Annotated in this window: 13 protein-coding genes and 2 pseudogenes; all 15 read left to right on the top strand. The window is 33.5% G+C overall.

Annotation, left to right across the window (positions count from 1 at the left end; genetic code table 11):
• The first annotated feature begins 158 nt into the window (after positions 1-158).
• The 15 genes and pseudogenes from Phpb_RS01760 to Phpb_RS01690 all read left to right on the top strand — a co-directional run bounded on the left by Phpb_RS01760 (position 159) and on the right by Phpb_RS01690 (position 17,358).
• Entirely contained in the window at positions 159-1,169 is a 1,011-nt protein-coding gene (locus Phpb_RS01760; RefSeq protein WP_065388900.1) for a glycosyltransferase family 2 protein, read from the top strand.
• A gap of 10 nt (positions 1,170-1,179) precedes the next feature.
• Positions 1,180-2,337, top strand: coding sequence for a DegT/DnrJ/EryC1/StrS family aminotransferase (locus Phpb_RS01755; protein WP_065388899.1), 1,158 nt, complete (start codon positions 1,180-1,182; stop codon positions 2,335-2,337).
• Complete coding sequence (locus Phpb_RS01750) at positions 2,338-2,949, top strand: sugar transferase (RefSeq protein ID WP_065388898.1); 612 nt, start codon at positions 2,338-2,340, stop codon at positions 2,947-2,949.
• A 9-nt stretch (positions 2,950-2,958) separates the two neighbouring features.
• Positions 2,959-4,833, top strand: coding sequence for a polysaccharide biosynthesis protein (locus Phpb_RS01745; protein WP_065388897.1), 1,875 nt, complete (start codon positions 2,959-2,961; stop codon positions 4,831-4,833).
• A 285-nt stretch (positions 4,834-5,118) separates the two neighbouring features.
• The gene (locus Phpb_RS01740) at positions 5,119-6,078 is read left to right on the top strand and encodes a DMT family transporter (protein WP_065388896.1); all 960 of its coding nucleotides are present in this window, start codon (positions 5,119-5,121) and stop codon (positions 6,076-6,078) included.
• A 773-nt stretch (positions 6,079-6,851) separates the two neighbouring features.
• Positions 6,852-7,724 (top strand): glucose-1-phosphate thymidylyltransferase RfbA, encoded by an 873-nt coding sequence (gene rfbA, locus Phpb_RS01735; RefSeq protein ID WP_065388917.1) that lies wholly within the window; start codon positions 6,852-6,854, stop codon positions 7,722-7,724.
• The gene (locus Phpb_RS01730; protein WP_065388895.1) at positions 7,721-8,128 is read left to right on the top strand and encodes a sugar 3,4-ketoisomerase; all 408 of its coding nucleotides are present in this window, start codon (positions 7,721-7,723) and stop codon (positions 8,126-8,128) included. The genes rfbA and Phpb_RS01730 overlap by 4 nt, the downstream gene beginning before the upstream one ends.
• A 65-nt stretch (positions 8,129-8,193) precedes the next feature.
• Positions 8,194-9,315, top strand: coding sequence for a DegT/DnrJ/EryC1/StrS family aminotransferase (locus Phpb_RS01725; protein ID WP_065388894.1), 1,122 nt, complete (start codon positions 8,194-8,196; stop codon positions 9,313-9,315).
• Between the two features lie 9 nt (positions 9,316-9,324).
• Positions 9,325-10,572: an O-antigen translocase gene (locus Phpb_RS01720; RefSeq protein ID WP_065388893.1), complete on the top strand. Its 1,248-nt coding sequence runs from the start codon at positions 9,325-9,327 to the stop codon at positions 10,570-10,572.
• Between the two features lie 4 nt (positions 10,573-10,576).
• Positions 10,577-11,647 (top strand): glycosyltransferase, encoded by a 1,071-nt coding sequence (locus Phpb_RS01715; RefSeq protein ID WP_065388892.1) that lies wholly within the window; start codon positions 10,577-10,579, stop codon positions 11,645-11,647.
• A gap of 98 nt (positions 11,648-11,745) precedes the next feature.
• Positions 11,746-12,075: pseudogene (locus tag Phpb_RS01710) on the top strand (transposase); the annotation flags it as partial.
• A gap of 254 nt (positions 12,076-12,329) precedes the next feature.
• Positions 12,330-14,228, top strand: coding sequence for an asparagine synthase (glutamine-hydrolyzing) (gene asnB, locus Phpb_RS01705; protein WP_065388890.1), 1,899 nt, complete (start codon positions 12,330-12,332; stop codon positions 14,226-14,228).
• A gap of 36 nt (positions 14,229-14,264) precedes the next feature.
• Positions 14,265-15,380, top strand: coding sequence for a glycosyltransferase (locus Phpb_RS01700; protein ID WP_065388889.1), 1,116 nt, complete (start codon positions 14,265-14,267; stop codon positions 15,378-15,380).
• A gap of 37 nt (positions 15,381-15,417) precedes the next feature.
• A pseudogene (locus tag Phpb_RS24315) lies at positions 15,418-15,752 on the top strand (IS30 family transposase); the annotation flags it as partial.
• A 535-nt stretch (positions 15,753-16,287) separates the two neighbouring features.
• A complete protein-coding gene (locus Phpb_RS01690) occupies positions 16,288-17,358 on the top strand; it encodes an EpsG family protein (RefSeq protein WP_065388887.1) in 1,071 nt (356 codons plus the stop codon).
• Positions 17,359-17,363 lie beyond the last annotated feature (5 nt).

Here is a 17,363-nt window from a genome sequence, read left to right as displayed (position 1 = left end):
TTACCTGAAATTGTGCATTCTGAAATTGTTGAAGTCATTGACTCACTTAAAACAGAGGTGGATAACTATCCTACTTAAAACCGAAATATTTTGAATAAAATATAGGAATTATATTTAAATAGCTATCATTACTATCCAAATAGAGTGATTATTAAACCATGATAAACATATCAGTTATTTGCCCTATATTAAATGAAGAAAAATATATAAAATTATGTATTGAATCACTGCTAAAACAAGATTACCCTACCGGGCAATTAGAGATTATATTTGTAGATGGTTGTAGCTCAGATGGTACTTTAAAGGTAATTCAGAGTTATACTGAAAAATATGATTTCATAAAATTACTATATAACCCAAAGAAACATGTTCCTGCTGCCATGAATATTGGTATAAAAAACTCATCAGGGGAATATATAGCCAGAGTCGATGCTCACTCTAGCTATCCCAGCAACTACTTATCCAAACTATATAATTTATCAAAAAAACTCGATGCCGATAATATAGGTGGAATTTTTAATACAAAACCATGTAATTCTACAACCATCGCCCATAATATTGCATATTCCTTAAGTAGTCGCTTTGGAATGGGTAATTCCTATTTTCGAATTGGCATTAATGATATAAAGAAAGTTGATACAGTACCTTTCGGCTTTTTCAAAAGAACAATATTCGATAAAATAGGGCTATTTGATGAAGATTTAATTAGAAACCAAGATGATGAATTTAACAACAGAATTATAAAGCATGGAGGTAATATATATCTTTCCCCAGATATTATTATTGATTATTATCCCAGAGATTCAATTAAAAAAATCTGTTCTATGTTCTACCAATACGGATTATTTAAACCACTAGTCAATGTCAAATTAAAAAAAATAACATCATACCGGCAATTAACACCACCTATTTTTGTCTTAGGGTTAATCCTAGGGTTAATCCTCTCATTCACTAACTCAATATTTTCATATCTATATATAGGTTGTATTTTCATCTATTTCTTCTTAACTTTACTGGTATCAATAAGAGCCTATTTTAAAAATAAAAAAAACTATATTTTCTTACCATTAATATTTCTGTGCATACATTTATCTTATGGATCAGGGTATCTCATTGGAATAATGAAAATTATATTCAATAAGAAATTCCACGTAAAAAACAAAAGATAAGGATTATATCATGAACACTTCTTTTCTCCCTTTTGCACTCCCTGAAATCAGCCAAGAAGAAATTGATGAAGTCATTGACTCACTTAAAACAGGCTGGATAACTACCGGACCTAAAACCAGAAAATTTGAACAAGATTTTGCGCAATATTTAGATTCTGATGTTGAAGCCATAGCGGTAAATTCAGCAACGGCGGGATTGCATTTAGCATTGGAAGCCATTGGTATTCAGCCGGGTGATGAAGTCATTGTTCCGACCTACACCTTTACGGCAACCGCAGAAGTTGTCCGTTATCTGGGTGCTCACCCTATTTTTGTCGACTCTTTACCTGACAGCCTGAATATTGATCCAACAGCCATAAGAAAAGCCATAACCGCCAAAACTAAAGCGATTATGCCGGTGCACTTTGCGGGTCTGTCCTGCGATATGGATGCCATCATTGCCATAGCAAAAGAATTTAATCTACGAATAGTTGAAGATGCCGCCCACTCATTTCCGACTTTATATAAAGGAAAGAAAATTGGCACGCTAGACACCGATGCCACCGTATTCAGCTTCTACGCGAATAAAACCATGACGACGGCAGAAGGCGGCATGCTAGTCTCCAGAGATCCAGATATCATAAAAAGAGCAAAAATAATGCGTCTCCACGGCATTAGCAAAGACGCCTTTGATAGATATCAATCTAAAATACCTGCCTGGTATTATGAAGTGATTGAACCAGGATATAAATATAACATGCCCGATATTTGTGCATCCATCGGCATCCATCAATTACAGAAAATAAACACTTTCCACAAGAAAAGAGAGGAGATGGCGAAACTCTATGATGATGAATTAAAAGATCTGCCGATTATCTTACCTACTAAGCCTAAAGAACCTAATAGCCAACACGCCTGGCACCTATATACCATAAGATTAAATGATGAGGTTAAAATATCCCGGGATGACTTTATCATAAAAATGGCAGAAAAAAATATAGGCTGCTCTGTCCATTTTATCCCACTGCATAAACAACCCATCTGGAAAAACACCTATTCTCTTAATAAAAACGACTTCCCTGTCGCAGAAGAAAATTTTAAAAGAATTGTATCCATCCCTTTATATACAAAAATGACAAAAGAAGACCAAATCTACGTTATCAAAACAATTAAAGAGATCTTGGCATAAATGATGACATATTATTTAGCTATAAAAAGGCTTTTTGATTTTATTTCTTCTCTCATTGGACTCATCCTATTACTCCCTATTTTAATCACTATTGCTATCTGGATAAAAATGGATTCAAAAGGTCCTATTTTTTTCCGACAAAAACGAGTGGGCCAATATAATCAAGATTTTTATATTCACAAATTTAGGAGCATGACAACGGGATCGGAGCAAAAAGGACAACTTACTATCGGTCATGATCTGCGTATTACCCACTCTGGAAAATTTATACGTAAATATAAAATTGATGAATTAGCTCAACTGATTGATGTTGTTCGAGGAAAAATGAGCTTAGTCGGGCCAAGACCCGAGGTACCACAATTTATGGACAAATATCCAGATGATGTCAGAAACAAAATATTATCGGTAAAACCCGGCATAACAGATTTGGCTTCCATAGAAATGATAGATGAAAACCAGATACTAAGCCAATATAAAGATCCCCATCAAGCTTACATCGATATTATTATGCCGATAAAAGCCAAGTACTACTTAGAGTATATTGATAAAAAGTCATTTCTCTATGACCTAAAGATCATTTTTAAAACAATTTACAAAGTAGTGTTTAGGTAATTAACCATTATGAACAAGAGAATGTTTTTCAATCAAGATAGATTAATCAAAACCATCGTTCTTCTGATTGTAGATATATTTATTATCATTATTTCATACTGGCTAAGCATGTGGTTACGCCTCGATAGAGAAGTGCCCATTTACAGCTTACAACATTGGTTAACTATTATATTCACCATACCTTTAACGCTATTTATTTTCTTAAGAATTGGCTTTTATAGATCCATATTAAAATATGTCAACATGAGTATATTGAAATGGGCCATTGTTGGTTCATTTCTATCTACTCTATTATTGACCGCAATTTCCTTATATCAACAAGCATTTTTACCCAGAACTGTACCAATTATCTATTTTTCTTTCTTAGTTATCTCACTCTGCGGCACAAGATTTGTCTATAGAACGCTACGTAATTTCCTAAAATATAAAGGCGCGCCTGTTATCATATACGGAGCAGGAGAATCTGGCCGACAACTCTTACCCATATTAAGAGAACATAGAGAATTCAACCCGATTGCTTTTGTTGACGATAATATTAAATTACACAATTTATCTATTCATGGGATTTGTGTCTTTTCTCCAGAGAAGATAACGCTCTTAGTAGAAAAATATCATATAAAGAAAATATTATTAGCCATACCCAGTGCATCAATATCTAATAGAAAAAAAATACTTGAAAGACTCCAAAAAGAGCATTGTGAAATCCTCACCATACCAAGCTTCAATGATCTGGTTGAAGGAAAAGCGCAAATAAACTCACTGAAACGTGTTTCCATTAACGATCTGCTAGGAAGAGAACAAGTTAACCCACTACAAAGTTTACTCAGTAAAAACATTAAAAACAAAAATGTGCTTATTACTGGCGCCGGAGGTTCAATCGGATCAGAATTATGCAGGCAAATCATCACTCAATCTCCTTCACAACTGGTCTTATTTGAATTAACCGAATATTGCCTTTACTCAATAGAAAAAGAGTTACAAAAGATAAACTCAGATAGAGATCTGAATATAACGATCACTGCAATTCTAGGTGATATAAAAGATTCAGATAAAATAACTAGAATAATCAATAAATTTAACATTAACACCATATACCACGCTGCGGCCTATAAACACGTTCCACTGGTAGAAATGAATACCATAGAGGGCATTAATAACAATATTTTTGGCACCCTCTCACTGGCTAAAGCCGCAGTTAACCAAAAAGTTGACAAATTTGTATTAATCTCCACCGATAAAGCCGTCCGCCCGACAAACACAATGGGCGCCACAAAAAGATTCGCAGAGCTGATACTACAAGCTTTTGCTAAAGAGCACAGCCATACAAAATTCTCAATGGTTCGCTTTGGCAACGTCCTTGGTTCATCCGGTTCCGTTGTCCCCCTGTTCGAGAAACAAATAAAAAGTGGTGGACCGATAACCCTCACCCACAAAAACATTACCCGTTACTTCATGACAATCCCGGAAGCCGCCCAATTAGTCATCCAGGCAGGGGCACTGGGCAATAATGGCGATGTTTTTGTTCTGGATATGGGAGAGTCAGTAAAAATTTATGATCTCGCCCGAAAAATGATCCACCTTTCTGGATTAACAGTGAAAGATGAAACCAATCCTCATGGCGATATCGAAATCAAAATTACCGGATTAAGACCTGGTGAAAAACTTTATGAAGAGCTATTAATTGGTGATAATGTTTCTGGCACCAATCACCCAAGAATAATGACAGCCAATGAAATTTTTCTGACTTGGGATAAATTAGATCCATTATTAAATAACTTAAAAACATCTTGTGAAAATTACGATTTTAAAAATATTAGGAAGATCCTTATCAATGCTCCCATTGATTTCCATCCTAAAGATTATATTTACGATCTTTTAAAATAAAATCTATAAATAAATTCACGCCATGAATCTAGCTGAAAGCTATTTTACCGATATTAGCCTTCTGGATAAACAATAATCCTATGAAATTTTTAACACATGAGCAATTAAAAATCACATAATTCAGAAAATAAAAATAACAAGCCAACAAAAACCTCATTATTAGATATATCATATGCATTATACTTCCTTCAATTCCTCCCTTAATAAAGGAAAATGGTTAAACATCTGGAAATTATGGGGCTAGCCCCTTGGCATGAGTCTATAAATTTATGAAAAAGCACTCAAATGGCTATATTCACTAATAGTAAAATAACAGCCAATGCCTATGGACTCTCCTCTGGTGTCTTCTGGGGGCTAAGTGGCGTACTTTTCGCATTATTACTAAAAAACACCGCACTTTCCTGTTGTCTTTTCATTCCTATCGTACTCGCTTTCCTAAATGATATGATTTCATGTGGATATATGTTTATATATCTTATAGTTAAAGGAAAATACCGAGCGATATGCCTTATCCCCAAAAACAAGAAAAATGGGATAATTATACTGGCGGCTATATTTGGCGGTCCAATTGGTATGTCTTGCTATATTTTAGCTATTCAATACATTGGTATTAGCTACACAGCAACTATCTCGGCAACTTACCCTGCAATTGGCGCACTCATTTCCTTTTTTCTACTTAAAGACCGCATTCACCTTATCGGTATATTGGGACTAATATTAGCCGTTGTATGCACTATGATATTAGGTTACTCAGCATCAACTCAAACAATATCTGGATGGATCGGCTTCCTTTTCGCTTTTATATGCGCGCTAGGCTGGAGTTCCGAAGTTGTTATCAGCTCTTATGGCATGAACAAAGATATACCTGCTGATATTGCTTACTTCATCAGGCAATTATCATCCTCAGTGGGCTATTTAGTTATTATCATATTATTCATTCACTCTTTTCCTAGTATTGTAAATATATTCTCAAATACAGGACTATACTCCTTATTATTCTTCACTTCTCTGGTCGCCACGCTATCGTACCTCTTCTACTACAAAGCAATCTGCATGCTGCAACCCATCCGTGCGATGAGTTTAAACATCACTTACGCCATCTGGGCAGTCATCTTTGCTTGTTTGCTGGTAGATGAGCCTATCTCTATAAAACTAGTGCTCCTATGTGTAGGAGTCTCCGCCGGCTCATTCCTGACTGCTGTAAATCCACTTAATATCAAAAAATTGATTTTGACACTTAAATGAATGCGATTCTATTCGTAGCAAGTTTAGGCTCGCTTTAATGTTATAGTTAAAGAAAACCACTAAAACTCTACTACCTATCAATAATGTATTACCAAATATTCCCGAACCTACACTAACCACTCCCCTCTCTTCTCTAGCCTTTTAGATAACAATCACTATTGGGTTTCTACACCTTCAAAGATTACGGATTGCAGAATCAGGAACATCGTTATCCCACCAATCACAATGCTAAATAAACATAATGTCACAATTAAGCTTTACTACCGAATGGATATCACGGAAATATTGCCACATCCCGAGACGAATGGAATAGCAGCAAACCTGTTGAAAAATAAGGCATCATAGTACGTTGTTGGTAAAATCTAGCCGCCACTTCATGAGCAGTAATACAGATTTCAGCTAACTGTATTCTACCAATTAGTTAAACAAGTTGGCTGTTAAGCTTGACCCAGATAAGTTTACAGTCTAATCTCCCCTCAACTAGTTAAAAAATCTTATCCCCCATTACTTTTTGTTAAGACAGACAAAAGTATTGAAAAATCAGTGCAATAGATAAGATTTCCGAATATCACAGGCACTCTGGGAGCCAACAACCTAGTGCGGTAGCTTTATCTAATGACTCTTAATATGTTGATTTAGGTTTTTCATTTCTAAGATACGAATACAAGAAAACTTCTACATGTTAAGCAAAAATTATTAAATAATTTCATTTAGTGATTCTCGTACAATTAACCCAGACTCAAAAACAATATAAATTATTTGGTCAAATTAATATGAAAGGCATCATCTTAGCCGGTGGTTCCGGCACCAGATTATACCCTATAACAATGGGCATATCTAAACAACTTCTCCCGGTATATGATAAGCCAATGATCTATTATCCATTATCAGTACTGATGCTAGCAGGGATCAAAGATATTCTTATTATTACAACACCTGAAGATCAAATAAACTTCAAACGCCTTTTGAACGAGGGAAATAACTTAGGAATAAAGATTAGTTACGCAACTCAAGACAAACCTGAAGGACTATCTCAAGCATTCATTATTGGTGAAGGCTTCATTGGTGATGACTCAGTTTGTTTAGTTCTGGGAGATAATATCTTCTGGGGACAAGCTTTCTCACCAAAGCTACAAAAAGCATCTTCCCAAAAAGTTGGGGCAACTATATTTGGTTATCAGGTAAAAGATCCTGAACGTTTTGGAATTGTTGAATTCGATGGTCAGATGAAAGCTATTTCTATTGAAGAAAAACCTAAAAAACCCAAATCTAATTATGCTGTCACCGGTCTTTATTTCTATGACAATCGGGTTGTTGATTTTGCAAAAAAAGTAAAACCATCAGCTCGCGGAGAACTAGAAATAACATCAATTAACCAGATGTATCTTAACGATAATTCTTTAAATGTAGAGCTTCTCGGACGCGGTTTTGCATGGCTAGACACAGGCACTCACGATAGTTTACTGGAAGCTGCTACTTTTGTTGAAACTATTGAAAAACGCCAAGGATTTAAAATTGCTTGTTTAGAAGAGATTGCATGGCGTAATGGTTGGCTGGATGAAAATGATATCGCTAGAACTGCCAACTCTATGTCAAAAAATGGATATGGAAAGTATTTACAATCTCTTATTCAGAGGAAGATATGAGCTTAATAAAACTAATTGATTTTAGAATTCTTGGCGATGAAAGAGGACAGCTAATTTCATTAGAAGGAAACAAAAATATTCCTTTTGAAATAAAGAGAATTTATTACATTTTCAATACTAAATCCGGTGTATCAAGAGGTTTCCACGCACATAAAGAGCTCAAACAAGTTTTATTTGTTGTCAAAGGAAGTTGCAGGATACGATTAGACAATGGAAAAGTAACAGAAGATATCATTCTGAATCAACCTCAAAAAGGTATATTGATAGACTCATTTATATGGCGAGAAATGCATGATTTTTCAGAGGATTGCGTTTTAATAGTATTGGCGAATCAGCATTACGATGAATCTGATTATATAAGAGATTACAAGGTTTTTACTGATATATATAAAAATGCCCATTAAAACAATTATTAGTTTTTAGTCAACAATTACTATCACTTGAAAATATACTATTTTGGCAGGTAAGGATGATTAATTTTCTCGATTTAAAAGCAATAAATAAAAAATACGAAAACGAATTAAAAAAAGCCAGCTCAAGAGTAATAAATTCAGGTTGGTATATAATGGGAAATGAGCTAGAAGGTTTTGAAAGAGAATTTGCAAAATATTGTGGTACAAAATATTCGGTCGGCGTCGCTAATGGCTTAGATGCTTTAATATTAGTACTTAGAGCCTGGAAAGAATTAGGAAAAATAAAGGATGGTGATGAAGTTATTGTACCAGCAAATACCTATATCGCATCAGTATTAGCAATCACAGCAAATAACTTAAAACCGATTCTAATTGATCCAGATCAAAGCACATATAACTTAGGTCCTAATAGTATAATATCCGCAATCACAGAAAAAACAAAAGTTATTTTGCCAGTACATTTATACGGTCAAATTTCGCCAATGCCTGAAATCATGAAGATTGCCGATGAATACAATCTATTAGTATTAGAAGATAGCGCACAAGCGCATGGAGCTGAAATAGCAGGTAAAAAAGCGGGTAACTGGGGTAATGCATCAGGATTTAGTTTTTATCCAGGAAAAAACCTTGGTGCTTTAGGTGATGCTGGTGCCATTACAACAAACGATGAGGAATTAACAACCACTATAAAAGCATTACGTAATTATGGCTCACATGAAAAATATAAAAACATTTATCAAGGCATTAACAGTCGATTAGATGAGCTTCAAGCCGCATTTCTCTCTGTGAAATTAAAATATTTAAATATCGAAACAGAATATCGACGTAGCATTGCAAAGCATTATTTAGAGAATATTAATAATCCATATATAAAATTACCTATCACCATTGAACAAAATGCACTCCATCCAGAAAACCATGTTTGGCATTTGTTTGTAATTAATTGTCCGCACCGGGAAAAGCTTCAACAACATCTTTTTGAAAAAGGTATCCAAACGTTGATTCATTATCCTATTCCTCCCCATAAACAACCAGCGTATTCAGAATGGAATACATTAAATTTATCTGTTACTGAAAAAATTCATCAACAAGTATTAAGTTTGCCAATTGGACCAACCATAACAAAAGAAGGCGCAGAAAAGGTCGTTACTGCTTGTAATAATTTTAATATTAAATAAGTAAGAATAATGACTCTTTTCAAAACATCAATATTAAGTTTAATAGCTACTGCATTCAAAATGCTCGCGGGGTTAGTCATTAATAAAGCGGTATCAATTTATATTGGTCCAGCTGGGCTAGCATTAATCGGACAATTTCAGAGTTTTAGTCAACTAATTATGATAGCGGCGCAAGGTGCAATCAATAATGGTGTTGTAAAATACACTGCTGAATATGGACCAAATGACTCTAAAACACCTGTTCTTTTCAGTACAGCAGCTAAAATTAGTCTTATAACATCGATTATAGTAGGAATATTGTTAGTACTATTGTCCCAAACCGCGGCTAAAGAGATTTTACTAGATATAAAGTATCAATATGTATTTATTATTTTTGGTTTTACTATAGTATTATTTGTCTTAAACGGATTACTGTTATCCATATTAAATGGTTTAAAAGAAATTCAAACATACATAAAGATAAATATAATTCAAAGTATTTATGCATTAGTATTTACTAGTATCTTAATTATTTTTCTTGGATTAAATGGAGCGTTAATTGCACTAGCCACAAATCAGTCTATTATATTAATAATAATATTATTCTTACTAAGAAAGCATCCTATAATAATATGGCGGAACTTTACCCAACCATTTAACTCCACTATTGCAAAAAAACTAATGGGTTATTCAGCTATGGCAATAACTTCTGCTATTATGGTACCTATATCTCATATAGTTGTTCGCAATTATTTAGGTACAACGCTAGGTTGGGATCAAGCAGGATATTGGCAAGGTATTTGGTATATTTCAACTATGTACCTTATGGTGATCACTACAGCTTTGAACACTTATTATTTACCAAGACTATCCGAAATTACTAATAATAATCAGTTGAAAAAAGAAATAATCGCAGGTTATAAATTAGTTATACCAATAATGTTAGTTAGTGCTCTATTAATATATCTATTAAAAGACATAATCATTACTATATTTTTTACTCCAAATTTTATGCCTATGAGAGAATTATTCCTATGGCAAGTTATAGGTGATGTCTTTAAGATAGCATCGTGGTTACTAGCTTATTTAATGTTAGCTAAAGCCATGGTTAAGATATTTATAATAACAGAAATCATATTTGGATTAATTTTTCTATCCTTATCATATGTTATGGTTCATCATTTTGGCTTCATTGGCATAAGCTATGCCTACTGTGTAAATTATTTGATTTATTTCATTACCATAACTATAATTGTGAAAAATTTCTTAAGGCTTTAATGCTATGAAGATATTATTAATAGAAGAATATAGCTCTCTGCATAAGAACTTGAAAGAAGGTTTAGAGTCTCTTGGACATAAAGTTGATATAGCTGCTACAGGCGATGGTTGGAAAAACATTCCCAGAGACATTGATTTAAACTCTCATTTAATTTCCCCTTTAAATAAAATTCACTATAGATTTAATCTTTTAAAATTACTTAAAATTTCTCACCAATATGATATAATTCAATTAATAAATCCTTTTATCACCCCTAATAATTATTTCCCTTTTAAATATTTTTATAAAGAATTATTCAGAAGAAACAAAAATATTTTCTTACTTGCTGCTGGAGATGATGCTTTATTTTGGAAAGTTGCCAGAAAAAAGCTTAAATATGGACCTTTCGATGATTTTTTAAAATATGATCTAAAGAAAAAAAATTTTGAAATGGACTCAAATAAAGCTTATATACGTAACCAGTACATTGCTGAGAATGTAAAAGGAATTATACCAATAATGTACGAATACCAAATTTCATATGAAAATTATTCTAATTTATGCCCAATTATACCTATTCCAATAAATATAGATAGAATCAAATATCAACCTAACACTATCAATCGACGAATTGTAGTTTTTCATGGCCTTAATAGATATGGTTTTAAAGGAACAAGACATGTAGAAGCAGCCTTTGATTATTTAAACAAAAAATATCCTAATGATTTAGAATTGATTACTAATGGACATCTCCCTCTAGATCAGTATTTAAAGATAATGAAAAAGACAAATATTATTATTGATCAAACAAACTTTTATTCTCTTGGTATAAATGGATTATATGCTCTAGCTATGGGGAAAGTTGTTTTAGGGGGAGCAGAGCCGGAATCCTTAGCAGCTTTTAATATAGAAAAATCTCCCGTTCTGAATATTACTCCAGACAAAAATAGTATTATACAACAAATAGAATATATATTAGAAAATAAAAACAATATCAAACAACTAGGAGAAGACTCCAGAAAATATGTGGAGGATAACCACAATTATATAAAAATTGCAAAACAATATTTAAACATTTGGAATCAAAATATTTAATTTTAGATGATAGAGAAAATGGTAAACATTCTCATTCCACCCTATAGAGTAATTATTCAATATATTGCTAATATTTTCTTCACTAACATGCATTGCTCCTGTTGGATGGTCTTGGCGTTCAGAGTAAAAACGATTTTATGAAATGTCGTTCAAAAGCGGTTATTGCGAATAAAGGTTACTCCAGCCAGTCATTACGTAATCGGTCAAAAAATCAGAGAATAAAAGTGATAATTCCGTATAAATCAAACGAAAAAGCCCAGTCAGATGGACGGGTCACATTCTACCATGAAACTTATCAAAGACGAAATGTTGCGGAAAGATGTTTTGGTCGACTGAAAGAACATCGTCGCATTGCCACACGTTATGAAAAAACAGCAAGAAACTTTATAGCAATGGTGAAATTAGGTTGTATCCGTTTATTTCTTTAAACGATTATTTAATTGAGGGACACAACCTAGAAGCACAGTGTGTTGAGTTATGAATTAACTTACTTCAGATATAAACCAATTCATTTTTTGCTGGAAACTGTTCGGTGAGCTCGCTTTAGATTATACCTTAAGAGAAGTATGTACCAAAGGAACTAGTTTTTTACCGACATCAACAATAGGCATCTTTTTCATCTGCTAGCAGCCCCTTTTGGTTTCATTTGGTGGATGTTTGATTGTTATAGGATATGTTAATAATGTGTGGTATTGCAGGATATTGGACTCCAGGGCAAATTACGGATTTAGCCATTGCTAAAAGAATGGCTGATGTGATCGTTCATCGCGGACCTGATGATAGTGGAGTATGGTGCGAGCCAAACTATGGTTTAGCATTGGCACATCGACGTTTAGCAATTCTCGATCTTTCCTCAGCAGGGCACCAACCCATGTATTCGCCCTGCAATCGTTATGTAATCGTCTTTAATGGTGAAATATATAACCATTTGACGTTACGCCATGAGTTAGAACTGGCTCATGCAGCACCTACATGGCATGGGCACTCAGATACTGAAACTCTATTAGCTGTTTTGTCTCATTGGGGGCTAGAAGCTGGACTTAAACGATTAGTCGGTATGTTTGCTTTTGCTCTATGGGATCGACAAGAAGGTTCATTATCATTAGCACGTGACCGTTTAGGAGAAAAACCACTATATTATGGTTGGCAAGGTAATACCTTTTTGTTCGGTTCAGAGCTGAAAGCATTGAGTTCACATCCAGCTTTTCATGGCAAGATTAATCGCAGCGTTTTACCATTATATTTTCGTTATAGTTATGTACCCACACCTTATTCTATTTATACTGGTATACAGAAGCTCGAACCAGGCACATTTATAACAATAAACGGAAAGCCTAATCAGGTTCTGAAACCTAAAACTTACTGGTCATTGCACCAGATTATAACTTACAGTATGACTAAACCTTTTAGTGGTTCTCCAGTTGAGGCTATTAACAAACTAGAACACTTGTTACGTGATACAATAAAAGGACAAATGATCACTGATGTACCATTAGGTGCATTTCTATCAGGCGGTATTGATTCCTCCTTAGTAGTAGCAATGATGCAGTCAATGAGTCCCCGTCCAATCAAAACTTTTACCATTGGTTTTGAAGAACAACGATATAATGAAGCTATGCATGCTAAAGCAATTGCGCAACATCTTGGCACAGAGCATACAGAGTTATATGTATCATCAGCTCAAGCTCTTAACGTAATACCAAAGTTACCGAAGCTTTATGACGAACCTTTTGCTGATCCGTCACAAATTCCAACTTTTCTAGTAGCCCAACTTGCCCGCCAACATGTAGCGGTTGCCTTATCTGGTGATGGTGGGGATGAATTATTCGGAGGATATAGCCGATATAGTACCGCAAGAAATATGCATAACCGTTTGAATCATTTTCCTGGTGCTTTACGTGTATTAATAGCTAATCTTGTGGGGTTGGTCCCCTTAAGTAAATCAGCTCGATGGAATCGACGTAAACTCTTACTTTCTTCACTACTACGATCTAAGGGGAATACAGCTTTCTATACACAGCTTATTGGTCATTGGCTGACAAGTGATGGTTTAACCCTTGATAAACATGAAGTACAGTGTTTTCTTAATGATATCAATCAACAACCAGCTTTAGGTGATATTTCTGATGAAGCAATGTATACCGATAGTATCACCTACTTACCTGATGATATATTAGTTAAGCTCGACAGGGCCGCGATGGGGACATCACTCGAAACACGAGTCCCCTTACTTGATCATCGTATAGTTGAATGGGCTTGGACTCTACCCCAATCAATGAAAAGTCAAAATGGACATGAAAAATGGGTATTGCGTCAATTACTTTATCGCTATGTTCCTCAAAGCTTGGTTGATCGCCCTAAAATGGGGTTTGGTGTTCCTATTGCTGAATGGCTACGTGGTCCACTTCGCAATTGGGCAGAAGATCTTCTAGATGCCAATCGGATAAGAAATGAAGGCTTTCTAAATTCCGATGTAGTTCAAAAAAAATGGCGGGAGCATCTCTTAGGAATTAGTAATTGGGAATATCTCCTTTGGGATGTATTAATGTTCCAAAATTGGTTGTACGAACAAAAAATTTAAAAAATGAGACATACAGCATTAGGAGTTTCTTACACTATGCAGAAAAAAAAAGTTGTGTTTTTAATCAGCTCTCTTGCCGGAGGGGGAGCTGAAGGAGTGTGTGTCAATATTACCAACGGACTAGCTGAACAGGGATGGCAAGTAACGTTACTCGTTTTACATATGAACAATTCAGTGTACCATGATAAAGTAAGTGATAAGGTAGATATTCAAATTTTAGGTATTAATCATGCTCGGAAATCTTTGTTTTCTTTACGTAGTTGGATAATTGATAATAAACCACAAAAAATAGTAGCATTTAACTATGAACTTACAGTGTTATTAGTTTTAATTAGATATACAATACGCAAACCTTTTTCTATTATTACTAGAAATATAAACACAATCTCTAAGACAACTAAACATACAAAAGGAATCTGGCGTAAATTTATAGTTAATAAGCTGATTAATATTTTTTACCCCAAAGCAGACCATATAGTCAATCAATGTCAGGGAATGAAAAATGATCTATTAACAGTTTTCCCTTTTATTGAAAATAAATGTAGTGTTATTTACAACCCTATCAATAAGGTTGTAGAAAATTATGCTCGTGCGATTAATTTCAGCAAAGTGGTAAAGGAAAACTATATACTATGCATAGGTCGGTTAGAAGAACAAAAAGCGTTTCATCATGCAATACAAGCATTTTCAGAAATCATTGATATTTTTCCATATTTACGTTTAAAGATAGTTGGGCAGGGTAGTTTAGAGAACCATCTGAAAGCTCTAGTTCAGAAGCTTGGCATTAGTCATAGAGTAGACTTTGAAGGATTTCAATCCGATGTTAAACCTTATTATTTACACGCCAAATTAACATTACTTACATCTCTATATGAAGGATTTCCTAATATATTAGTAGAATCTATTACCCTAGGTACACCTGTTGTTGCATTCGATTGCCCTAATGGACCAAGAGAAATAATTCAAAATAATATTAATGGTATTCTAGTACCATTTGGTGATATTGCCAGGTTAAAAGAAGGATTGGTTTCAGTGATTCAAGGAGATTATTATCATTTGAATTCTGTCATTGAAACATCTAAACCCTATAACACTGGAAAATTAGTCTCTCTCTGGAACGATCTTTTAATTAAATTTGGCGGATTCAACTAATAAGCATGCTTTTTAAACAAAGCAGTCAGTTGACATAGTAGCGAAAACGATAGTGAAAGCATTACACCCATTAAAACAAAGTGTTAGGACCACCAAATTCGATAACGGTTTAGAGTTCTCAAATCATGAAATCATCAGTAAAAAATTAGAAACACAAATTTACTTTGCTTACCTTATATTTGCCTTGAAAAAAGAGGGAGCAATGGGTTAATCAGACAATCTTTTCCAAAAGGAACCAATTTTAATGAAATCTCCGATCAGAAAATAAATTTTGTAGTAAACCTATTAAATCATCGTTCCCGAAAAACTCGAAGTGGGAAAACACCGAATGAATTATTTAAAGGAATACGAACATGTTTACTTCCGGATTAACGATGTTGCACTTATTATGTGAATCCAGGCATCAAACTCTAACTCCCGACATCAATGAAAGCATAATAGGTTTTATAGGCAGCGCTGCTGAATTTAACTATTTAACTATTTAACTATTTTAGATTTTAGATTTTAGATTTTATCTAGAACGTTTGGAATAATAGATTATTCAGAGAAGATTACAAATCGATCATTGCGGGAACGGTTTGTAAAACGTTAGGAAAAAATAATACGAAAATCCAAGACAAGTCGAGAGATTAATTCTGTAGCCTATCTCACTGATTCTACGGACCGCTTAGACGAAAAGGCTGTATGTCTTGATGTCTTGGTACACAAAAGTTGGTTGGAAGTGGAACATAATTATGAAAACTTATTTAGAAGATATCAGTAAACGATATTGTAAAATAATAGGAAAAAATGATATTTTTGAGTGGATGAATAATCTCTCAGATATATTTAATGAATACAAGAATAAAAAAATCTTAAAGAATTGCGTGCCAATAACAATTTTTTAATGAGTTAAGAGAATATTAAAATGATTTATTTTTATTCCTTTGCTTATGCTTTATGTGCCTTTTTTTCACTAATTGAAAAAAATATTTCCAAACAAGATCGGTGGATAAAAATTATATTCGTTTTGATAATTTTTCTACTACTATCAGTTACAATATTATTAAAACCTATTGGCTTAGGGTTAGATGACTTTAACTATCTCGCTATACTTGAAATGCAATGTGATACCTGTAGTGTGATTAATCCTCTTGGATGGGCACCTGGATTTATGCTACTCACATCCATTGCTGCAAGATTTAATGAATTAAACTTTTATGCACTCATAATAATGGTGTTTTTTATTTGCTATTTTTTGAATACCTTTGCTTTCTATAAATTTTCACCAATTATCTCCATATCTATATTATGGTATTTATCACATCTATTTTTTTATAAAGAAATTACACAATTTCGCAGTGCAATAGCATACTCTATAGCTTTCTTAAGTTTCTATTTTCTTTATATTAACAAAGCTAAATTATTCTTTTTAGCAATTTTACTAGCTACATTATTCCATTTTAGTGCACTTATTGCTGTAATAGCATATTTAGGAAAACGGTTAGGTACGAAAAAATTATTTTATATCATATTATTTTCAATATTACTTTCATTTTTTGGAATATTAAATTCTTTATTAATAATGTTATCATCTATTTTTTTGAATGAGAATGCTTTTAATGCATATGTTTTAGATAAAATAGGTTTTGCTAAATCGCTTGGACTTCTTAATCCTACAACTATAAAGTACTTATTATTTTCATTCTTTTTTTATTCTATCAGGAATAATTTTTATAACTATCCAGCATTTAATTTTATTCTTTCTATGTATATGATTGCTCCAATATGGATAATCATTTTTTCAGAATTTGGCACGTTAGCAGGTAGACCCGCATCTATTTTTTCTATTTTCGAAGGAATATTATTAAGCCATTTTGCTCACTTATATACAAAGGATTTAATCATTAGACGAGCCTTTATTATTTTCTTATCAATCACATTGCTTTTAATTAATTTATTAGTAATTAAACCAATTAATACAAATTATCTATTTTGATATAA

The sequence above is a fragment of the Photorhabdus namnaonensis genome (assembly GCF_001684335.1).
Taxonomy (GTDB): Bacteria; Pseudomonadota; Gammaproteobacteria; order Enterobacterales; family Enterobacteriaceae; genus Photorhabdus; species Photorhabdus namnaonensis.
The sequence above is the reverse complement of the archived record's forward strand: the minus strand, read 5'-3'. Positions and strand labels throughout refer to the sequence as shown.

Coding starts and splice junctions, on each gene's coding strand:
- Phpb_RS01690 (WP_065388887.1), top strand. CDS start 16,288: ATGATTTATTTTTATTCCTTTGCTTATGCTTTATGTGCCTTTTTTTCA.
- Phpb_RS01730 (WP_065388895.1), top strand. CDS start 7,721: ATGAGCTTAATAAAACTAATTGATTTTAGAATTCTTGGCGATGAAAGA.
- Phpb_RS01755 (WP_065388899.1), top strand. CDS start 1,180: ATGAACACTTCTTTTCTCCCTTTTGCACTCCCTGAAATCAGCCAAGAA.
- Phpb_RS01760 (WP_065388900.1), top strand. CDS start 159: ATGATAAACATATCAGTTATTTGCCCTATATTAAATGAAGAAAAATAT.
- Phpb_RS01740 (WP_065388896.1), top strand. CDS start 5,119: ATGGCTATATTCACTAATAGTAAAATAACAGCCAATGCCTATGGACTC.
- Phpb_RS01700 (WP_065388889.1), top strand. CDS start 14,265: ATGCAGAAAAAAAAAGTTGTGTTTTTAATCAGCTCTCTTGCCGGAGGG.
- Phpb_RS01750 (WP_065388898.1), top strand. CDS start 2,338: ATGATGACATATTATTTAGCTATAAAAAGGCTTTTTGATTTTATTTCT.
- Phpb_RS01725 (WP_065388894.1), top strand. CDS start 8,194: ATGATTAATTTTCTCGATTTAAAAGCAATAAATAAAAAATACGAAAAC.
- rfbA (WP_065388917.1), top strand. CDS start 6,852: ATGAAAGGCATCATCTTAGCCGGTGGTTCCGGCACCAGATTATACCCT.
- Phpb_RS01745 (WP_065388897.1), top strand. CDS start 2,959: ATGAACAAGAGAATGTTTTTCAATCAAGATAGATTAATCAAAACCATC.
- Phpb_RS01715 (WP_065388892.1), top strand. CDS start 10,577: ATGAAGATATTATTAATAGAAGAATATAGCTCTCTGCATAAGAACTTG.
- Phpb_RS01720 (WP_065388893.1), top strand. CDS start 9,325: ATGACTCTTTTCAAAACATCAATATTAAGTTTAATAGCTACTGCATTC.
- asnB (WP_065388890.1), top strand. CDS start 12,330: ATGTGTGGTATTGCAGGATATTGGACTCCAGGGCAAATTACGGATTTA.